Below are 14,288 nucleotides of genomic sequence, written 5' to 3'. Positions count from 1 at the left end.
CGTGATTGCAGACTAGGGGGTCGGTGCAATGGGAATCTCAGTGAAGTGGCGGGGCCGCGTGCCGGTTGCCCTGCTGACCGCCGCGAGCCTCACCGTGGCAGGCCTGGCCATCGGCGGTGCGTCGGGCGTGCCGCAGCTGGAGTTCCTGCAATCCGGGCACTGGATGCTGAACTCGGCGCTCGGCAAGGTGTTCCACGTCGACGGCGCGACCAAGCAGGTCAACGCCGAAGTCGCCATGCCGGACGCCGAGCAGGGCAGCCTGGTCGTGCAGAGCGACAGCAGCGGCTACGTCATCGGCAAGGGCAAGTACACCGAGTTCGGCAAGTCGACGCTGCGGGTGGAGGGCACGACCGCCGCGCCGACCGAGGCCGAACTGCCGGTGGCGCTCCAGGTCGCGGGCGGCCCGTACCTGGTCTACCGGGAGACCGGCAGTGTGGTGCGGCTCAGCGGCGACAAGCCCACGCCGCCGATCTCGATCGGCGAGCGGCTGGGCCACCCGGTGGCCACCCCGGACGGCACGCTGTGGCTGCACAAGATCGAGAGCGGCCAGCTGTGCCACCTGTCGGCGGACGCCACCGCGCCGTCCTGCCCGGCCGCGATCACGGCGGGGCACGCGGGCGGTCTGACCGTCGTCGGCGACCAGCCGGTGTTCGTCGACACGACCGCCGACACGATGCAGGTGGTGCAGGACAGCGGCATCGGCCCGCCGAAGGCCATCGGCACGAACATGCCGGACACCACGAAGATCGGCCCCGGCGACGTCACCGGCCGCGTGCCGATGGTCGACCCCTCGGGCACGTTGTACCTGGTGGACACGGCGGACGTGGTCAGCGACCGGCCCCCCGCGCAGACCGTGGTGGTGCCGCTGGGGCCGGGCGACTACACCACACCGGAGTCCACCGGCTCCACCGTGGCGGTGCTCGACCAGCGCGGCGGCACGCTGCACACCTACGACGGCACCAGCGGCAAGCCCGAGAAGACCCCCGTGCCCGCGGAACGCGGCACACCGCGACTGACCAAGAACGAGGACAAGCGGCTCTACGTCGAGAGCGGCGAGGGCAAGCACGTGCTGGTGGTCGACCCCGAGGGCAAGGTGACCCCGGTGCCGGTGGACAGCACCGGCGGTTCCCGCACATCCGAGGCGCCACCGCCCGAGTCGACCACGACGCCCCCGAGCACCACCACGCCGCCGGCTCTCGGCACCCAGCAGCCCACCGCGCAACAGCCCCCCGCGCAACAGCCGACCCAGCAGCCGACCCAGCGTCGGCAGCCACCACCACCGCCGCCGATCCCGGCGAGCCCACCGGGTGCGCCGGGCGGGTTGACCGCGACGCCTGGCAACGGCTCGGTCGTGCTGGCCTGGGGCGCCGCCGCCGACAACGGCGCGCCCGTCACCGCCTACCACATCAGCTGGAACGGCGGCTCGGCCTCGGTCGGCGGTGGTGAACGCGGCTTCACCGCCTCGGGCCTGGCCAACGGCACCGCGTACACGTTCACCGTCGTAGCCCAGAACTCCGCCGGGTCGAGTTCTCCCGCGACCGCCGCGGCCACACCACGGCAGCCGACGACGCTCACCATCTCGCGCGGCCGGACCGAAACCTTCAACGAGGACTGCCAGAAGCCCGACTGCTCTCTGATCCACATCGAGTTGCGCGGCTTCGCCCCGAACACCGACTACACGATCGTCGCCCACTCGACCAAGTGGCCTGCATTCAACGACCACACCAGCCGCAGCGACGCGCAGGGGAACGTGACGACCGATCGGTTCCACTTCGGCGGTGTGGGCCAAGAGGTGTGGGTGGTCGTGAATGGCGTCGAGTCGAACCGAATCTACTGGGAGGACCGATGACCGCGCCGAAGTCGACGCTCGCGTACCAGGCGATCGCTGACAACGTGCAGCGCGTGGTGCGCGGCAAGCCCGAAGTGGTGCGGTACGCCGTGGCCGCGCTGCTGGCCGAGGGGCACCTGCTCGTCGAGGACGTGCCCGGTCTGGGCAAGACCACGCTGGCGCGATGCCTGGCGCGCAGCGTCGGCGGCACGTGGAACCGCATCCAGTTCACCCCGGACCTGCTGCCCGGTGACGTGACCGGGGTGACCGTGTACCACCAGAAGACCGAGCAGTTCGAGTTCCACCCCGGTGGCGTGTTCGCCAACGTGGTGCTGGCCGACGAGGTCAACCGGGGCACGCCGAAGACGCAGTCGGCGCTGCTGGAGGTGATGTCCGAGCGGCGGGTGACGGTCGACTCGGTCGCGCACGAGGTGCCGCACCCCTTCCTGGTGGTGGCCACCCAGAACCCGATCGAGATGGAGGGCACCTACCGGTTGCCCGAGGCCCAGCTGGACCGGTTCCTGATGCGCCTGTCCGTCGGCTACCCGGACCTGGCCGCCGAGGTGCTGGTGGTGATGAGCGACGCCGCGCGGGTCGGCCCGGACGATCTCGAACCGGTGATCGACATGCCGACGTTGCGCGCGGCGATCACCGAGGTCCGCGGCTCGCACATCGCGCCCGCGATCTGCGAGTACGCGGTCCGGGTCGCGGCGGCCACCCGTGAGCACGCCGCCGTCCGCTGGGGCGCGAGTCCGCGCGGCAGCATCGCCCTGGTGCGGGCCGCGCAGGCGTTGGCGGCGACCGAGGGACGGCTGTTCGTCACGCCCGACGACATCAAGGCCGTCGCCGAGCCGGTGCTGTCGCACCGGTTGGTGCTGACCCCCGACGCGGAGCTGAACCAGCGGCGGCCCGCCGAGGTGGTCGCGGAGGTGCTGGGCACGGTCACCGCACCGCTCGCGGCGGGCTGACCGGTGCGGTTGACCCCACGCGGCGTCGCCGTGCTCGTCGCGGCCGTGCTGTGCGGTGTGGGCGGCTTCTGGGCCGGTTACCCGTTGTTCCAGGCGTTGGCGGGGCTGTCGGTGGGCGCGGTGGTGGCGGCGTTCTTCGTCGCGGCCCGGCGTCCGCGCGTGGACGTGCGCCGGGACGTCTACCCCGACCGGGTCGAACGGGGCCGGCCCGCGTTGGCGCGGCTGGCGGTCCGGCACGCGGGCGGCGGCTTCACCGCGCGGGACCGGTGCGGGCCGCACGTGCGGGGCGTGGTCGTGCGGGCGGACGCGGTGTACCGGTACGAACTGCCGACCACCTCCCGGGGGAAGCACACCGTCGGGCCGTTGGCGATCGAACGCGCCGACCCGTTGGGGCTGGTGCGCAACCTCGTGGACACCGGTGACACGGTGACGCTGTGGGTGCACCCCCGGCTGCACCCGGCCCGGCCGTTCGCCGGCGGTTACCGGCGGCACCACCACGACGGCCCGACCACCGACCAGTCGCCGCGCGGTTCGCTGGACCTGCGCGAGGTGCGCGAGTACGTGCACGGTGACGAGGTGCGGCTGGTGCACTGGAAGGCGACCGCGCGGACCGGCCGGCTGATGGTGCGCGACTACGCCGACCCGGACCAGCCCCGGTTCACGTTGCTGCTGGACACCAGGCACCCCAAGGGTTTCGAGGAAGCCGTGGAGATCGCCGCGTCCCTGCTGCACGCGGGTGTCGTCGCCGGTCGTCACGGGCGGCTGCTGACGCCGTGCGGCGTGGACGTGACCGTGCGGGGCGGGGTGCTGGGGGCTCGGCGGTTGCTGGACGAGCTGTGTGTGTTGGGGGTGCGGCCCGATGCCGCGCTGCCGTCGCGTCCGCCCGGCAGCCTGGTGGTGGTGACGGCGGGTCCGCTCGACGCGATCGCGCCGCTGCGGCCGGATGTCGTGTTCTCCCTCGGCGGCCCCGGTGACGTGGTCGGGGCGCGGGTGATCTGGGCGCCGGACGCGGAGCGGGCTGTGCGGCGGTGGAACGAGGCGGTGGGATGAGCATGCCGACAGTTGCGCGCGGGTCCGGTCTCGTGGCGGTCTACCTGGCCGCTTCGGTGGCGGGTCTGCTGTTCGGGCCGGTGTTCGGGGTCGGCGCGTTGCTGCTGCCGGTCGGGGCGACCGTGCTGCCTGCTCTCGCGGTGACGTTGTGGTTGCGTTCGCGTGAGGCTTGGCGTGCGATGGCGGCGGTCTTCGCGGGGCTGGCTGGTCTGCTGGTCGCGCTGCGCGCCGACCCGTCGGCCGTGTTCGCCGGGGTGACGGACTCGTGGCGGCTGGCGTTGCAGACGACGTGGCCGGCGCGCCCGGAGCCCGAGGTCGTCGTCTTCGTGCCGCTGCTGGTGTTGGCCGCCGCGGTGTTCGGGGTCGAGCTCCTGCTCCGGCTGCGGGCGCCGTTGGTCTCTCTGCTGCCCGCGCTGGGTGTGGTGGTGTTGAGCCAGGCTTACGCGGCGGCCGGTGGTGTGTCGGCGATTCTTGCCGCCGTAGCCTTCGCGGCTTGTGGTGCGGTGATCGTCGCGCGGGGGATTCCCTGGGCGGCGGTGGCGCTCGGGGTCGTCGGTGCGGTGGCGTTGGGTGTGGTGTCGTCCGGGCCGGCTTTGTCGTTGCGGACCGACGAGTTCGCGCCGTTGGCGACGCCGCGGGTGGCCAGTCCGCTCGACGAGCTGCCGTCGCGGCTGGCCGATCCTTCGACGCCGGTGTTCGAGTACACGTCGTCCGCCCCGGTCGACCGGTGGCCGATCGTGGTGCTGGACGAGTTCGACGGGGTGAACTGGACGCCCGGTGGTGGGCTGCGGCGGATGGGCACGGGACTGCCGCCCGCCGTCGAGTCGCCTACCTCGCGGTCGGCCGAGGTGCGGATGCTGGGGTCGTTGGACGGGCCTTGGCTGCCGAGCCAGACCTGGCCTGCCACGGTGGAGGGCGTCGACGCGCTGGTGGACCCGGCGCGTGGCACCTTGCTGAGCGAGGCCGGTGCTTCCTCGTACACGTTGACCTGGTGGGAGCCGCAGGTCGACCCCGTGTCGTTGATGGGGAAGGCGATCGATCCTTCGGTGCCGGGTGCGAAGGCCGGGGTCGGCACGGCGCCGGCTTCGGTCCACGACTTGGCGGAGAAGGCGGTGGGGAGGATGCGGTCGTCGTTCCGGACCGCGTTGCTGCTGGAGAAGTACATGCGGGACAACTACGAGCTGGTGACCACCGGTGACCTGCCGGTCGGGCACGGGTGGCCGCAGTTGGAGCGGTTCCTGACGGTGGAGAAGCGCGGGACGCGCGAGCAGTTCGCGGCGGCGTACGTGGCCATGGCCCGGCTGCTCGGCATCCCGGCGCGGCTGGTGGTCGGGTTCGCCGGGCCGGACAGCGGTTCGGTGGTGCGCAACAGGGATGCCCTGGCGTGGCCCGAGGTGGCCGTGGAGGGTGTGGGGTGGGTGGCGTTGGACCCGACGGGGTCGGCGCGGGTGTCGTCGGCTTCGAACGGGCTGCCCAGGGTGTTGGAGGACACCCGTTCCGACTTGCCGTCGCCGGACGAGATGGTGCCGCCCGAGCTGCCGCCGGCCGCACCGGACGTCGCTCCGGCCAGGAGGGTGCCGTGGGCGTTGGCGCTGTGGCTGCTGGTCGTGCCGGTGGGTTGGCTGCTGGCGTTGCCGCTGCTGGTGGGTGTGCGGTCGTGGCGACGTCGGCGTTCCGGCACGGTGGCCGACGCGTGGGCCGAGGTGCGCGATCGTCTGCGCCGGCACGGGGTGGCGGTGACGTCGGCGATGACCGTCCGGGACGCCGCTACCGCCGCCCGACCCGTGGTCGACCCGCCGACCGCGGATGCCCTGTCGGGCCTGGCGATGGCCGTGGACGCCACGATGTGGTCGGGTGCTCCGGTGGACGCGCGCGCGCAGGCGTGGTCGGCGGTGCGAGCGGTGCGGTCGGGTTTGGCGCGGCGGCCGTGGAAAGCCCGGCTACGAGCCGCGTTCCGCTACTGACCGGCACTACCTCTTGCAGACCGCTCCACGGATGGATACGGGCTGGCTGAGGTAATTCTTGTCCCCGTCAGTGCCCCAGACTTCGAAGCAGTACGGCCGGCCGGGCTCGATCGGAACCCGCGCCGTCTTGTCGCGCGACTCCGGCAGCTTCCGATTAGGTTGCCCCGCGGGAACCACAACCACCACGTAATCCAGGTCGGCCGGGCCGCGCCACGCGAGCTCAACGTGGTTGTCGCCCTCTCCGACCACCTCCAACTCGATCTGAACCGCCGCTTCACCGCCCGGCGCACTCACGGTCGGCGGGACCGGCGCCGATGCCGGCGGATCTTCGCGGAGGAGGAGGATCGGCGCGGCGGCGAACAACCCCAACGCGCCCACAATGCCGACGACCAGCCCGAGACGCCCCCGCCGATCCCCCTTGTCCGAAGGCTTGACCTCGGCGATCGGCATCCGCACCGGCGGCGCGGGCGAGACGGAGAAATACCCCTCGGGCTCCTGCGGCGATGCCGGCATCGGCGCTGCGTACGGCGGCGCGACCGGAACCTGTCCAGACGGTGGCACAACCGGCGGTGACACGAACGGAGCACCACCCCACGACGGCTCCACCGGCGACGGCGCGAACGGCACCTCAATCGCCTGAGCCGACGAGTCCTGATCCGACGACGGCTCCACCAGCGGCGGCACGGACGGCACCTCAAGCGGCTGAGCCAGCCCGGCCTGATCCAACGACGGCTCTACCGGCACAGGTGCGACTGGTTCCCCGGCCGGCGGCGCTACCGAGGCCTGGCTTCCCTGCGGCGCGAACGGCTGCACCGGCGGAGCATCAGCCGGTGGTGGCGCGACCGGCAGGAACACAGGTGGAACACCGCCTGGCTGCGGCCCTGGCGAAGGCTGGCTGAGCGGCGGCACGAACGGCGGCGGCACGAACGGCGGCGGTGTGAATGGCGGCGGTGTGAATGGCTGTGCGGTTGGTGGCGCGGTTGGCGTCGGTGGCTGGGTGAGTGGTGGGTGGATCGGGGGTGCGGGGTGCGTTCGGGGCGATGTGGTCGGGAAGTAGGTGGGCGGAGTGGGGTACGGGGTGTCGGCGAAGTCGTCGAAGTCGTCGAAGCCCGAGCCGGCGATGGCCGCCAACCGGGCCGCCACGTCAACCGGACGGCTGTCGGGCTCCCGCGCCAGCAGTCCGCGGACCAGGTCGGCCAGGCCGGCGGGCAGGTCCGGTCGCGAGACCTCCGGCACCGGGGCGCCCAGGAGCCTCAGCAGGTGCTCTTCCGCCCGCTCCCCCATCCGGCCCGGGTAGGGCACCTGGCCCGTGAGCGCCAGGTACAGCACGGCGCCCAGCCCGTACAGGTCGGTGCGCGCATCACGCACGGCGTCGCGCACGGTCTCGGGTGCGGCGAAGTCGACCGGCGGGTCGGACGGGAAAGCGCGGCGCACGGCCAGGCCGCCGTCGGCCAGCACGGGCTCACCCGAAGCGCGGAACAGGACGTTGGTCGCGGTCACGCCGCCGTGCACCAGTCCCGCGGCGTGGGCCGCGCCCAGGGCTTCGGCCAGCACCCGCCCCAGGTCCAGCACTTCGGCGACCGGCAGCTGTCCGTCGTGGCGCACTCTCGTCGCCAGCGAGTACCGGCACAGCTCCGAGACGACCGCAGTCACGCCGTCGGCCAGCTCCTCCACGCCGCGCACGCCCGGTGTGAAGGGAACGCGGCGCCACCTGGCGATCTCGCGTTCCACCGCCGTACGGGTGCGGCGGTCCAGGGAAATCGGGAACACCTTGTACGCGGCCCCGCCGCCCGCGTACACCGTCGCCACCGGGCCGACGCCCAGGGGGACGAGGTGGTTGCCAGGAGGATTCGCCATCGCGGTGCTCATTGTCCCCACGGTGCCGCAGCGCGTCCAGCCGCCGACCGCCGTGTCCGGTAGCTGCCGCGCGGGTACCACGGACATCGCCGCCGGTCCATCGTGACGCGCATGAACACCACAGGGCCGGCGGCCCGAGCAACCCGGCCTGCTCGCGCTCGGCCTGTTCACCGCCGCCCTGGCCTACGGGGTCGATCGGCGTGCTCCTCGGCGCGGTGCTGCGCGGTCCGCTGGAGGGCATGTTCCTGATCATCATGGCCAGCTTCATCGACCCGGTGCTGCAGAACCCGCCCGCCGGTCAACCCGGCCGGCGACAGTGCCGGCCTGACCTACCTGCCCACGTACGGCGCGATGCAGGTGTCGGCCGAGGCGGGCTACTCGGACCGCGTCCCGCTAGGGCACCTCGGTCTCCAGGTGGTGTGGTTCGCCGCCGTGGCGGCGGTGGGGCTGTTCGCCTTCCACCGCCGCACCCGCGACCGCGTGGTTCAGGGCAGCACGGCCCTCGGCCGTAGTCGAGCACCGCCGCTGATCTACCGGGCTCAGAAGGTGATGCTCCAGCCGTCGATCTTGCCGGTGTCGTACGTGTAGACGTCCTTGACCCGCAACGTCCACGTGCCGTTCTTGTTCTCCGACGACGTGTCCACGGTGAACGTCTGGTGGATTCCGTCGGGGGAAGTGACACCACCGGGCTTGTGCAGCGCGAACACCGCGCCGCTCGGGCCCACCAGGTCCACCGCCAGATCGGCGGTGTACGGGTGGACGATGTCCACCTTCACCGCGGTGGCGGCCGTGCCGCGACCGTCGCATCCGGACACCACGATGGCGGACGTGAGGGCCTCGCCGGCGTCCGGGATCTCCACGTCGGTGGTCGAACCGCCCTTGCAGGTCGGCGGGTTCGGGTCGCCGCCGCCGATGAACCCCGTGTGCAGCAACTTGTCCGGCGAACCCGAACCCCCGTCCCCGACCGCGCCGCCGGTGGCGTTGTCGGTCAAAGCCTTGGCCACGTCGGCCGGGGAGGCCGCGCGGTTGGCCGCCAGGTACAGCGCCGCCGCGCCCGCCACGTGCGGCGTGGCCATCGAGGTGCCGTTGAGGGCCCGGTGGCCGCCGTCGTGCCAGGTCGAGGTGATGTTCGAGCCCGGCGCGAAGATGTCGGTGCACTTGCCGTAGTTGGAGAACGAGGACCGGTTGTCGGAGTCGTCGGTCGCGTTGACCGTGATCGCCTCGGGCGTGCGGGCGGGCGTGGTGCCGCACGCGTCACGGCTTTCGTTGCCTGCGGCCACGGCGAAAGTCACACCGGCCGCGATGGCCTTCTTGACCGCGTCGTCCACAGAGGACTGCGCCGGACCACCGAGGCTCATGTTGGCCACCGCGGGCTTGACCGCGTTCTGCGCCACCCAGTCCAAGCCGCCGATGACCTGCGACCACTGGCCGGAGCCCTGGCAGTCGAGCACCCGGACGCCGACCAGCTTCACGCCTTTGGCCACGCCGTAGGCGGCCGAGCCGAGGGTGCCGGCGACGTGCGTGCCGTGCCCGTTGCAGTCCTGCGCCTCGGTGTCCTGGTCGATGAAGTCGTGGCCGTCGACGGCTCGGCCGCCGAAATCGGCGTGCGCCTTGTGGATACCGGTGTCCAGGACGTACGCGGTGACGTTGGACGCGGTGGTGGTGTAGGTGTACTTGGAGTCGAGCGGCGGCTTCTTCTGGTCCACCCGGTCCAGGCCCCAGGTCGGGTTGTTCTGGGTGTCGGTGGCGTACGCGGTGCCGTCCTGCTCCACGTACTCCACCGCCGGGTCGGCGGCGAGCCGGCGCGCCTGCTCCTCGCTCATCGCGGCCGAGAAGCCCCGGATCGTCGCGGTGTAGGTGAGCTTGACCCGGCCGCCGTACCCGCGAGTCAGGTCGGCGGCCTGGGCGGCGGTCTGATGCGCGCTCAGGCCGTGATCGCGCAGCGCGACGATGTAGCTGTCCGCCACCGCGCCCGGTCGGTTCGCGCCCAGGATCTCGCCCTCGGCCTGCCGACCGGTCGCGGAGCCGAGGTGACCGGAGCCGGTCAGCAGCAGGGCTGCCGACGTCAGGCAGGCGGCCGCGACCCGTCGCCGGGTCGAGCGATCAGATCGCATGGGACGTACTCCTGGTGCGGTGGCGCGACGAACCCTGATCGGCTCGTCCTGGCCTCCGACTACCCGTGCCCCTGATCGATCATGCGTCGGGTGCTGTCACTGGATCGGGCGAACGTCCACGCCGGCTGCCCCGATAGGCCCGCTCCCGCGCCCTGGTGAGCACGGCGGGAGCCAGGCCGAGGCCCGGTGGCCGGTTCCGCACCGGGTCGAGCGCGGGCAGGTCGCGGTCGACGTCCAGCGGTCGGGCGACGAGCCTGCCGACCGGCCGCCACGGTCCGCCGACCTCCAGGGTGAACCCCAACTCGTCCGGCAGATCGCCCAACGACGCCGAGCCGGCCCGGTTCGGGTCGGGGACGGCGGCCAGCCACACCAGGCGACCACGCCAGCGGAACGGGCTGATGCTGCCGTAACGACCGCTCGACCACGTCCGTGCGGGCAGGGGCAGTACGCGGGCGAACGACGTGGACAGCAGCACGTCCCAGGGACCCGGCAGCCGGAACGCCAACCCGAGCACGTCGGGCAGCCCGCCGGGCGTGCCCGCGCCCTTGGACAGCCGACCGACCACGTCGGTGACGCCCGTCGGCAGCGGCAACGCCGGGTCGAACGTCACGCTCACCGTGCCCTCGAACCACCGGCCACGCGGGTGCAACGCCCTGGCGTCCCGGGCGCCGGCCAGCACCCGGAACGCCGGTTCGACGACGTCAGGCACTGCGGGCATTCGGGTTTCCCCTTGAGCGCCAGTCCCAGCGCGACCATGCCGAGTCCGAGACCCAGGTGCAGCCAGCGCGCACCGGATGCGGCAGGCGCGTGGTCGTACTCATGCGGATCACCTCGCCTGAGACGGTGGTTTCCGCTCGACTACCCCCTGCTCACCGCTCGAAACGACCCGCCCATCACCACCAGACAGGGCCCGCCCGTCATCGCCCGGCACGGCCCGCCCATCACCACCAGACACAGCCCGCCCGTCATCGCCCGGCACGGCCCGCTCACCGCCGCGCGACACAGCCCGGTCGCCACCAGCCGACACGGCCCGCCCATCACGGCTCGACAAGGCCCGGTCACCGCCGTTCGGCACGACGCGGCCGGTCGCCGCCGATGCCACGTCCGGGTAGCGCGGGAACAGCCGGTCCAGGTCGGTGCGCTCGAACACGCGGCGCACGTGCGGCGGCACGGCGGCCAGTCGGAGCCAACCGCCGGAGCGCTGCGCCCGTGCCCTGGTGCGGACGAGCGCGCTCATCGCCTGGGCGCCGCAGAACGCCACCCCCGACATGTCCAAGACGATCCGGTCGCGTCCCTCGGTCACCAACCGGTCCATCCGGTCCAGCACCCGACGCGCGCCCGCCAAGTCCAACTCCCCGGTCGCCACCACCACCGCGCACCCCGTCCGGTGGGCCTCGACCGACAGCGCCAGCATTCCGTTCCCTTCACGCCACCCGGTAGTACTCGTCGACGCCCGCCCCTGACAGGGTGAGCAGCAGCCCTTCCCTGGTCGACCAGGGACATATCTCCACCTCGTCGTGACCGGTGGCCGCCATCAGCGCCTCCGCGACCAGGGCGCCCGCCAACGACTGCTCGGCCCGGTGCCGGGAGATGCCGGGCAGCCCGGCTCGTCTGGGCGCGGGCAGCCGGTCCAGCCGGGGTATCCAGGCTCGCAGGTCGGCCAACCGCAGGACGCGCCGCACGGAGGGTCCGTCGTGCTGCGGTCTTGCCCCGGCCAGCCGAGCTAACTGCTGGAACACCTTCGAGCAGCCGACGGCCCGGTGGTCGGCGACGGACCTCCCCTCCAGCGCCGCCACCACCCGATCGTGCACCAGGACCTGCTGTTCGCGGGCCAGGCCCCGGCGGTCCGGGTCCAGCGTCCGATCCAGGGACAGCCGTCGGGTCAGCGTGCGTGCGCCGAACGGCAGCGACCGGGCCAGCGACGGTTCCAGGTCGTCACCCGCCGCGAGCTCCACCGTGCCGCCGCCGACGTCGAGCACCAACAGCGGGCCGACGTGCCAGCCGAACCAGTACCGCGCGGCCAGGTAGGCGAGCCGGGCCTCCTCCCGGCCGGGCAGCACGCGCAGTTCGGTGCCGGTGCGGCGGGCGACCTCGGCGATCACCTGGTCGGCGTTGCCGGCGTCGCGGATGACGGAGGTGGCGAACGGGACGACGTCCGCGACACCGGCCCGTTCGGCGATCAGGCGCGCGGTGCGGACAGCGTTCACAATCTGTTCCACGCCTTCAGGGCGGAGTCGGTTGTGCGGGTCCAGGGTCTGGTCGAGGCGGAGCCGGGTCTTGTGCGAGACGACCGGGTGCAGTGGAGAGCCCGACACGACGACGAGGTGTGCGCTGAAGCAGCCGACGTCGAGTACTCCGACCTGCCCTGGTCTGCCGGACATACGCCACCGCCATCCGCTTGTACGAGAGGTACCGGGGAGAGTGCCCACAGACACATCGGGTGAAACCGGATTGGGTGATGTGACTCCGGGTAGTTCACCCCGCATGAGTGCTTCGGAACGGCCGTTGGCAGTGGTGACCGGCGCGTCGAGCGGGATCGGCCTGGAGCTGGCGAAGGTGTTCGTCGAGCACGGGTTCGACCTGGTCGTGGCGGCGGAGAACGACGCGGTGGAGGACGTCGCGCGGGAGTTGGGCGCGGGCGGGGCGCGGGTGGACCCGGTGCGGGCGGACCTGGCCACGTTCGAGGGCAACGAAGACCTCGTCGCGGTGGTCGAGGGCGTCGGGCGCCCGGTGGACGCGCTGGCGGTCAACGCCGGTGTCGGGGTCGGCGGTGATTTCGTCGACGACAGCGACCTGCGAGCGCACTTGCGGGTGGTGGACTTGAACATCTCGTCGGCGGTGCACCTGGCGAAGCGGCTGGTGCCGGCGATGGTGGAACGCGGCGCCGGACGGGTGCTGTTCACCTCGTCGGTGGCCGCCACGGCGCCCGGACCGTTCCACTCGGTGTACGCGGCGTCGAAGGCGTTCCTGGCGTCGTTCTCACAGGCGTTGCGGGAGGAGTTGCGGCACAGCGGGGTGACCGTGACGGCGTTGATGCCGGGCCCGACGGACACCGACTTCTTCCGCCGTGCGGGCATGACCGACACGAAGATCGCCACCGGACCGAAGGACGACCCGTCCGAGGTCGCGCGGGCCGGGTTCAACGCGCTGATGGCCGGCGACGACCACGTGGTGGCCGGGTCGCTGCGCAACAAGGCGCAGGCCATGGCCGGCCGGGTCCTGCCCGATCCGCTGAAGGCGCGGGCGATGCGCGGCATGACCGAACCCGGCTCGGCCGACTCCGGCTGGTGAGCGAGCACCTGGCGAGCGAGCTCAACCCTCCGGATTCCCGGCCTCCGGGCTTTCCGTCTACGGGCTTTGCTTTCCGTCTACGGGCTTTCGGGCTCCCGACTCTCGGGCTCCGGCTGCTCGTCGCCGATCAACCGGCGGTACTCGTCCACTTCCTGCGGCGTCGGGTCGATGGGCGCTTCCTCGGCGACCTCGTCCGGGTCCACCGGTTCGTCCGCGGGTTCCTCTGGTGCGGTCATGGCCGCTGATTACCCGGTGTGCGCTTGCTCGAACGGGGTAACCAGGCCACCGTGACCATCCACGCCCGACGAGATGTACCGGCCCTACCCGACCTCGTCTTCAACGCCGCCGCCGACCCGGCCCGCCTCGCCGCGTGGCTGCCCGCCCCGTACCAGGTCGTCGGCCGCGCGGACGACGTGCTGATCCTGCGCCAGCACGAGGAGCCGTACCAGGTGAGCCTGGCCGCCGACTACGACCGGCTGCTCCTCACCTGGAAACCGCTGGCCGACCACGGCTGCCGGGGCGTCCTCCGTGTCTCGCTGGCGGGCGTGGCGGGCAGCGTCGCCGAACTCCAGATGGACGGTTGCGCCGACGACCAGTTGCCGTCACGCCTGCTCGAAGCGCTGGCTAATGAGGTTGAGCAGAACCTCACCGCCGGCTGATCATGCACGGGTGGACCTCCGCCCCGCCCGGCCCGACGAGCTGCCGCTGCTCCCCGCCATCGAACGCGCCTCCGGTGAGCCGTTCCGCGATTTCGGCATGCCGGAGATCACCGACGACGACCCGATGCCGCTGAGCACCCTCGAACACCTGCACGTCTGGGTGGCCGCCGACCCGCACCCGGTGGCCTGGGTCGCGGTCGAGGTGGTGGACGGGGCGGCGCACGTCGAGCAGATCAGCGTGCACCCCGACCACGCCCGGCGCGGTATCGGCGCGGCGCTGCTCGACCACGTCGAGCACTGGGCCGCGGCGCGCGGTCTCGAAGCGTTGACGTTGACCACCTTCCGCGACATCCCGTGGAACGGCCCCTATTACCGACGACTCGGATTCACCGAGGTAGCGGAGCTGTCGCCGGGTCTGCGGGACGTCGTCGCGGCCGAGGCGGCACGTGGTCTGGACCCTGCGACACGCGTTTGCCTGCGCAGGGCGCTGCACCGGGGCGTTCGAGCGGGATACTGAACGGGCAGGCCTCCCGCCAGCAACCGTTCGGAGGTTCCCC

14 protein-coding genes are annotated in these 14,288 nt (G+C 72.3%); 8 read left to right on the top strand and 6 right to left on the bottom strand.

Annotated elements, in window-relative coordinates; all coding sequences use genetic code 11:
- The first annotated feature begins 28 nt into the window (after window positions 1–28).
- The 4 genes from ALI22I_RS10770 to ALI22I_RS54600 are packed head-to-tail and all read left to right on the top strand — an operon-like array spanning window position 29 to window position 5,810.
- Window positions 29–1,849, top strand: coding sequence for a fibronectin type III domain-containing protein (locus ALI22I_RS10770; RefSeq protein ID WP_077005306.1), 1,821 nt, complete (start codon window positions 29–31; stop codon window positions 1,847–1,849).
- Complete coding sequence (locus tag ALI22I_RS10765; protein ID WP_077005305.1) at window positions 1,846–2,796, top strand: AAA family ATPase; 951 nt, start codon at window positions 1,846–1,848, stop codon at window positions 2,794–2,796. Before ALI22I_RS10770 ends, ALI22I_RS10765 begins: the two co-directional genes overlap by 4 nt.
- A 3-nt stretch (window positions 2,797–2,799) precedes the next feature.
- Entirely contained in the window at window positions 2,800–3,846 is a 1,047-nt protein-coding gene (locus tag ALI22I_RS10760) for a DUF58 domain-containing protein (protein WP_077005304.1), read from the top strand.
- Between the two features lie 2 nt (window positions 3,847–3,848).
- A complete protein-coding gene (locus tag ALI22I_RS54600) occupies window positions 3,849–5,810 on the top strand; it encodes a transglutaminase family protein (protein ID WP_077005303.1) in 1,962 nt (653 codons plus the stop codon).
- A gap of 6 nt (window positions 5,811–5,816) precedes the next feature.
- Here the strand turns inward: ALI22I_RS54600 and ALI22I_RS10750 are convergent, their stop codons facing one another.
- On the bottom strand, window positions 5,817–7,679 hold the full coding sequence (locus ALI22I_RS10750) for a protein kinase domain-containing protein (RefSeq protein WP_179118185.1): 1,863 nt from the start codon (window positions 7,677–7,679) through the stop codon (window positions 5,817–5,819).
- Window positions 7,680–8,018: 339 nt separating this feature from the next.
- On the opposite strand from ALI22I_RS10750, the gene ALI22I_RS10745 reads away from it, so the two are divergent.
- Window positions 8,019–8,255: a hypothetical protein gene (locus ALI22I_RS10745; RefSeq protein WP_077005301.1), complete on the top strand. Its 237-nt coding sequence runs from the start codon at window positions 8,019–8,021 to the stop codon at window positions 8,253–8,255.
- Here ALI22I_RS10745 and ALI22I_RS10740 read toward each other — a convergent pair.
- The 4 genes from ALI22I_RS10740 to ALI22I_RS10725 all read right to left on the bottom strand — a co-directional run bounded on the left by ALI22I_RS10740 (window position 8,207) and on the right by ALI22I_RS10725 (window position 12,162).
- On the bottom strand, window positions 8,207–9,781 hold the full coding sequence (locus tag ALI22I_RS10740; protein WP_083751628.1) for a S8 family peptidase: 1,575 nt from the start codon (window positions 9,779–9,781) through the stop codon (window positions 8,207–8,209). The genes ALI22I_RS10745 and ALI22I_RS10740 overlap by 49 nt on opposite strands.
- Window positions 9,782–9,860: 79 nt before the next feature.
- On the bottom strand, window positions 9,861–10,499 hold the full coding sequence (locus ALI22I_RS10735; protein ID WP_077005300.1) for a hypothetical protein: 639 nt from the start codon (window positions 10,497–10,499) through the stop codon (window positions 9,861–9,863).
- Window positions 10,500–10,607: 108 nt separating this feature from the next.
- On the bottom strand, window positions 10,608–11,195 hold the full coding sequence (locus ALI22I_RS53475; protein ID WP_238598294.1) for an STAS domain-containing protein: 588 nt from the start codon (window positions 11,193–11,195) through the stop codon (window positions 10,608–10,610).
- 10 nt (window positions 11,196–11,205) lie between these two features.
- Window positions 11,206–12,162, bottom strand: a complete 957-nt coding sequence (locus ALI22I_RS10725; protein WP_077005299.1) for a Ppx/GppA phosphatase family protein — start codon at window positions 12,160–12,162, stop codon at window positions 11,206–11,208.
- Between the two features lie 103 nt (window positions 12,163–12,265).
- Between ALI22I_RS10725 and ALI22I_RS10720 the strand changes: the two genes are divergently transcribed.
- Entirely contained in the window at window positions 12,266–13,072 is an 807-nt protein-coding gene (locus ALI22I_RS10720) for an SDR family NAD(P)-dependent oxidoreductase (protein WP_077005298.1), read from the top strand.
- A 77-nt stretch (window positions 13,073–13,149) separates the two neighbouring features.
- On the opposite strand, the gene ALI22I_RS50665 is transcribed toward ALI22I_RS10720, so the two are convergent.
- A complete protein-coding gene (locus ALI22I_RS50665; RefSeq protein WP_179118184.1) occupies window positions 13,150–13,308 on the bottom strand; it encodes a hypothetical protein in 159 nt (52 codons plus the stop codon).
- A 51-nt stretch (window positions 13,309–13,359) separates the two neighbouring features.
- On the opposite strand from ALI22I_RS50665, the gene ALI22I_RS49025 reads away from it, so the two are divergent.
- Window positions 13,360–13,731, top strand: coding sequence for a hypothetical protein (locus ALI22I_RS49025; RefSeq protein WP_179118183.1), 372 nt, complete (start codon window positions 13,360–13,362; stop codon window positions 13,729–13,731).
- On the top strand, window positions 13,700–14,248 hold the full coding sequence (locus tag ALI22I_RS10710; protein WP_202970929.1) for a GNAT family N-acetyltransferase: 549 nt from the start codon (window positions 13,700–13,702) through the stop codon (window positions 14,246–14,248). The genes ALI22I_RS49025 and ALI22I_RS10710 overlap by 32 nt, the downstream gene beginning before the upstream one ends.
- Window positions 14,249–14,288 lie beyond the last annotated feature (40 nt).

This window comes from Saccharothrix sp. ALI-22-I, assembly GCF_001984175.1.
Lineage (GTDB): Bacteria > Actinomycetota > Actinomycetes > Mycobacteriales > Pseudonocardiaceae > Actinosynnema.
The sequence above is the reverse complement of the archived record's forward strand: the minus strand, read 5'-3'. Positions and strand labels throughout refer to the sequence as shown.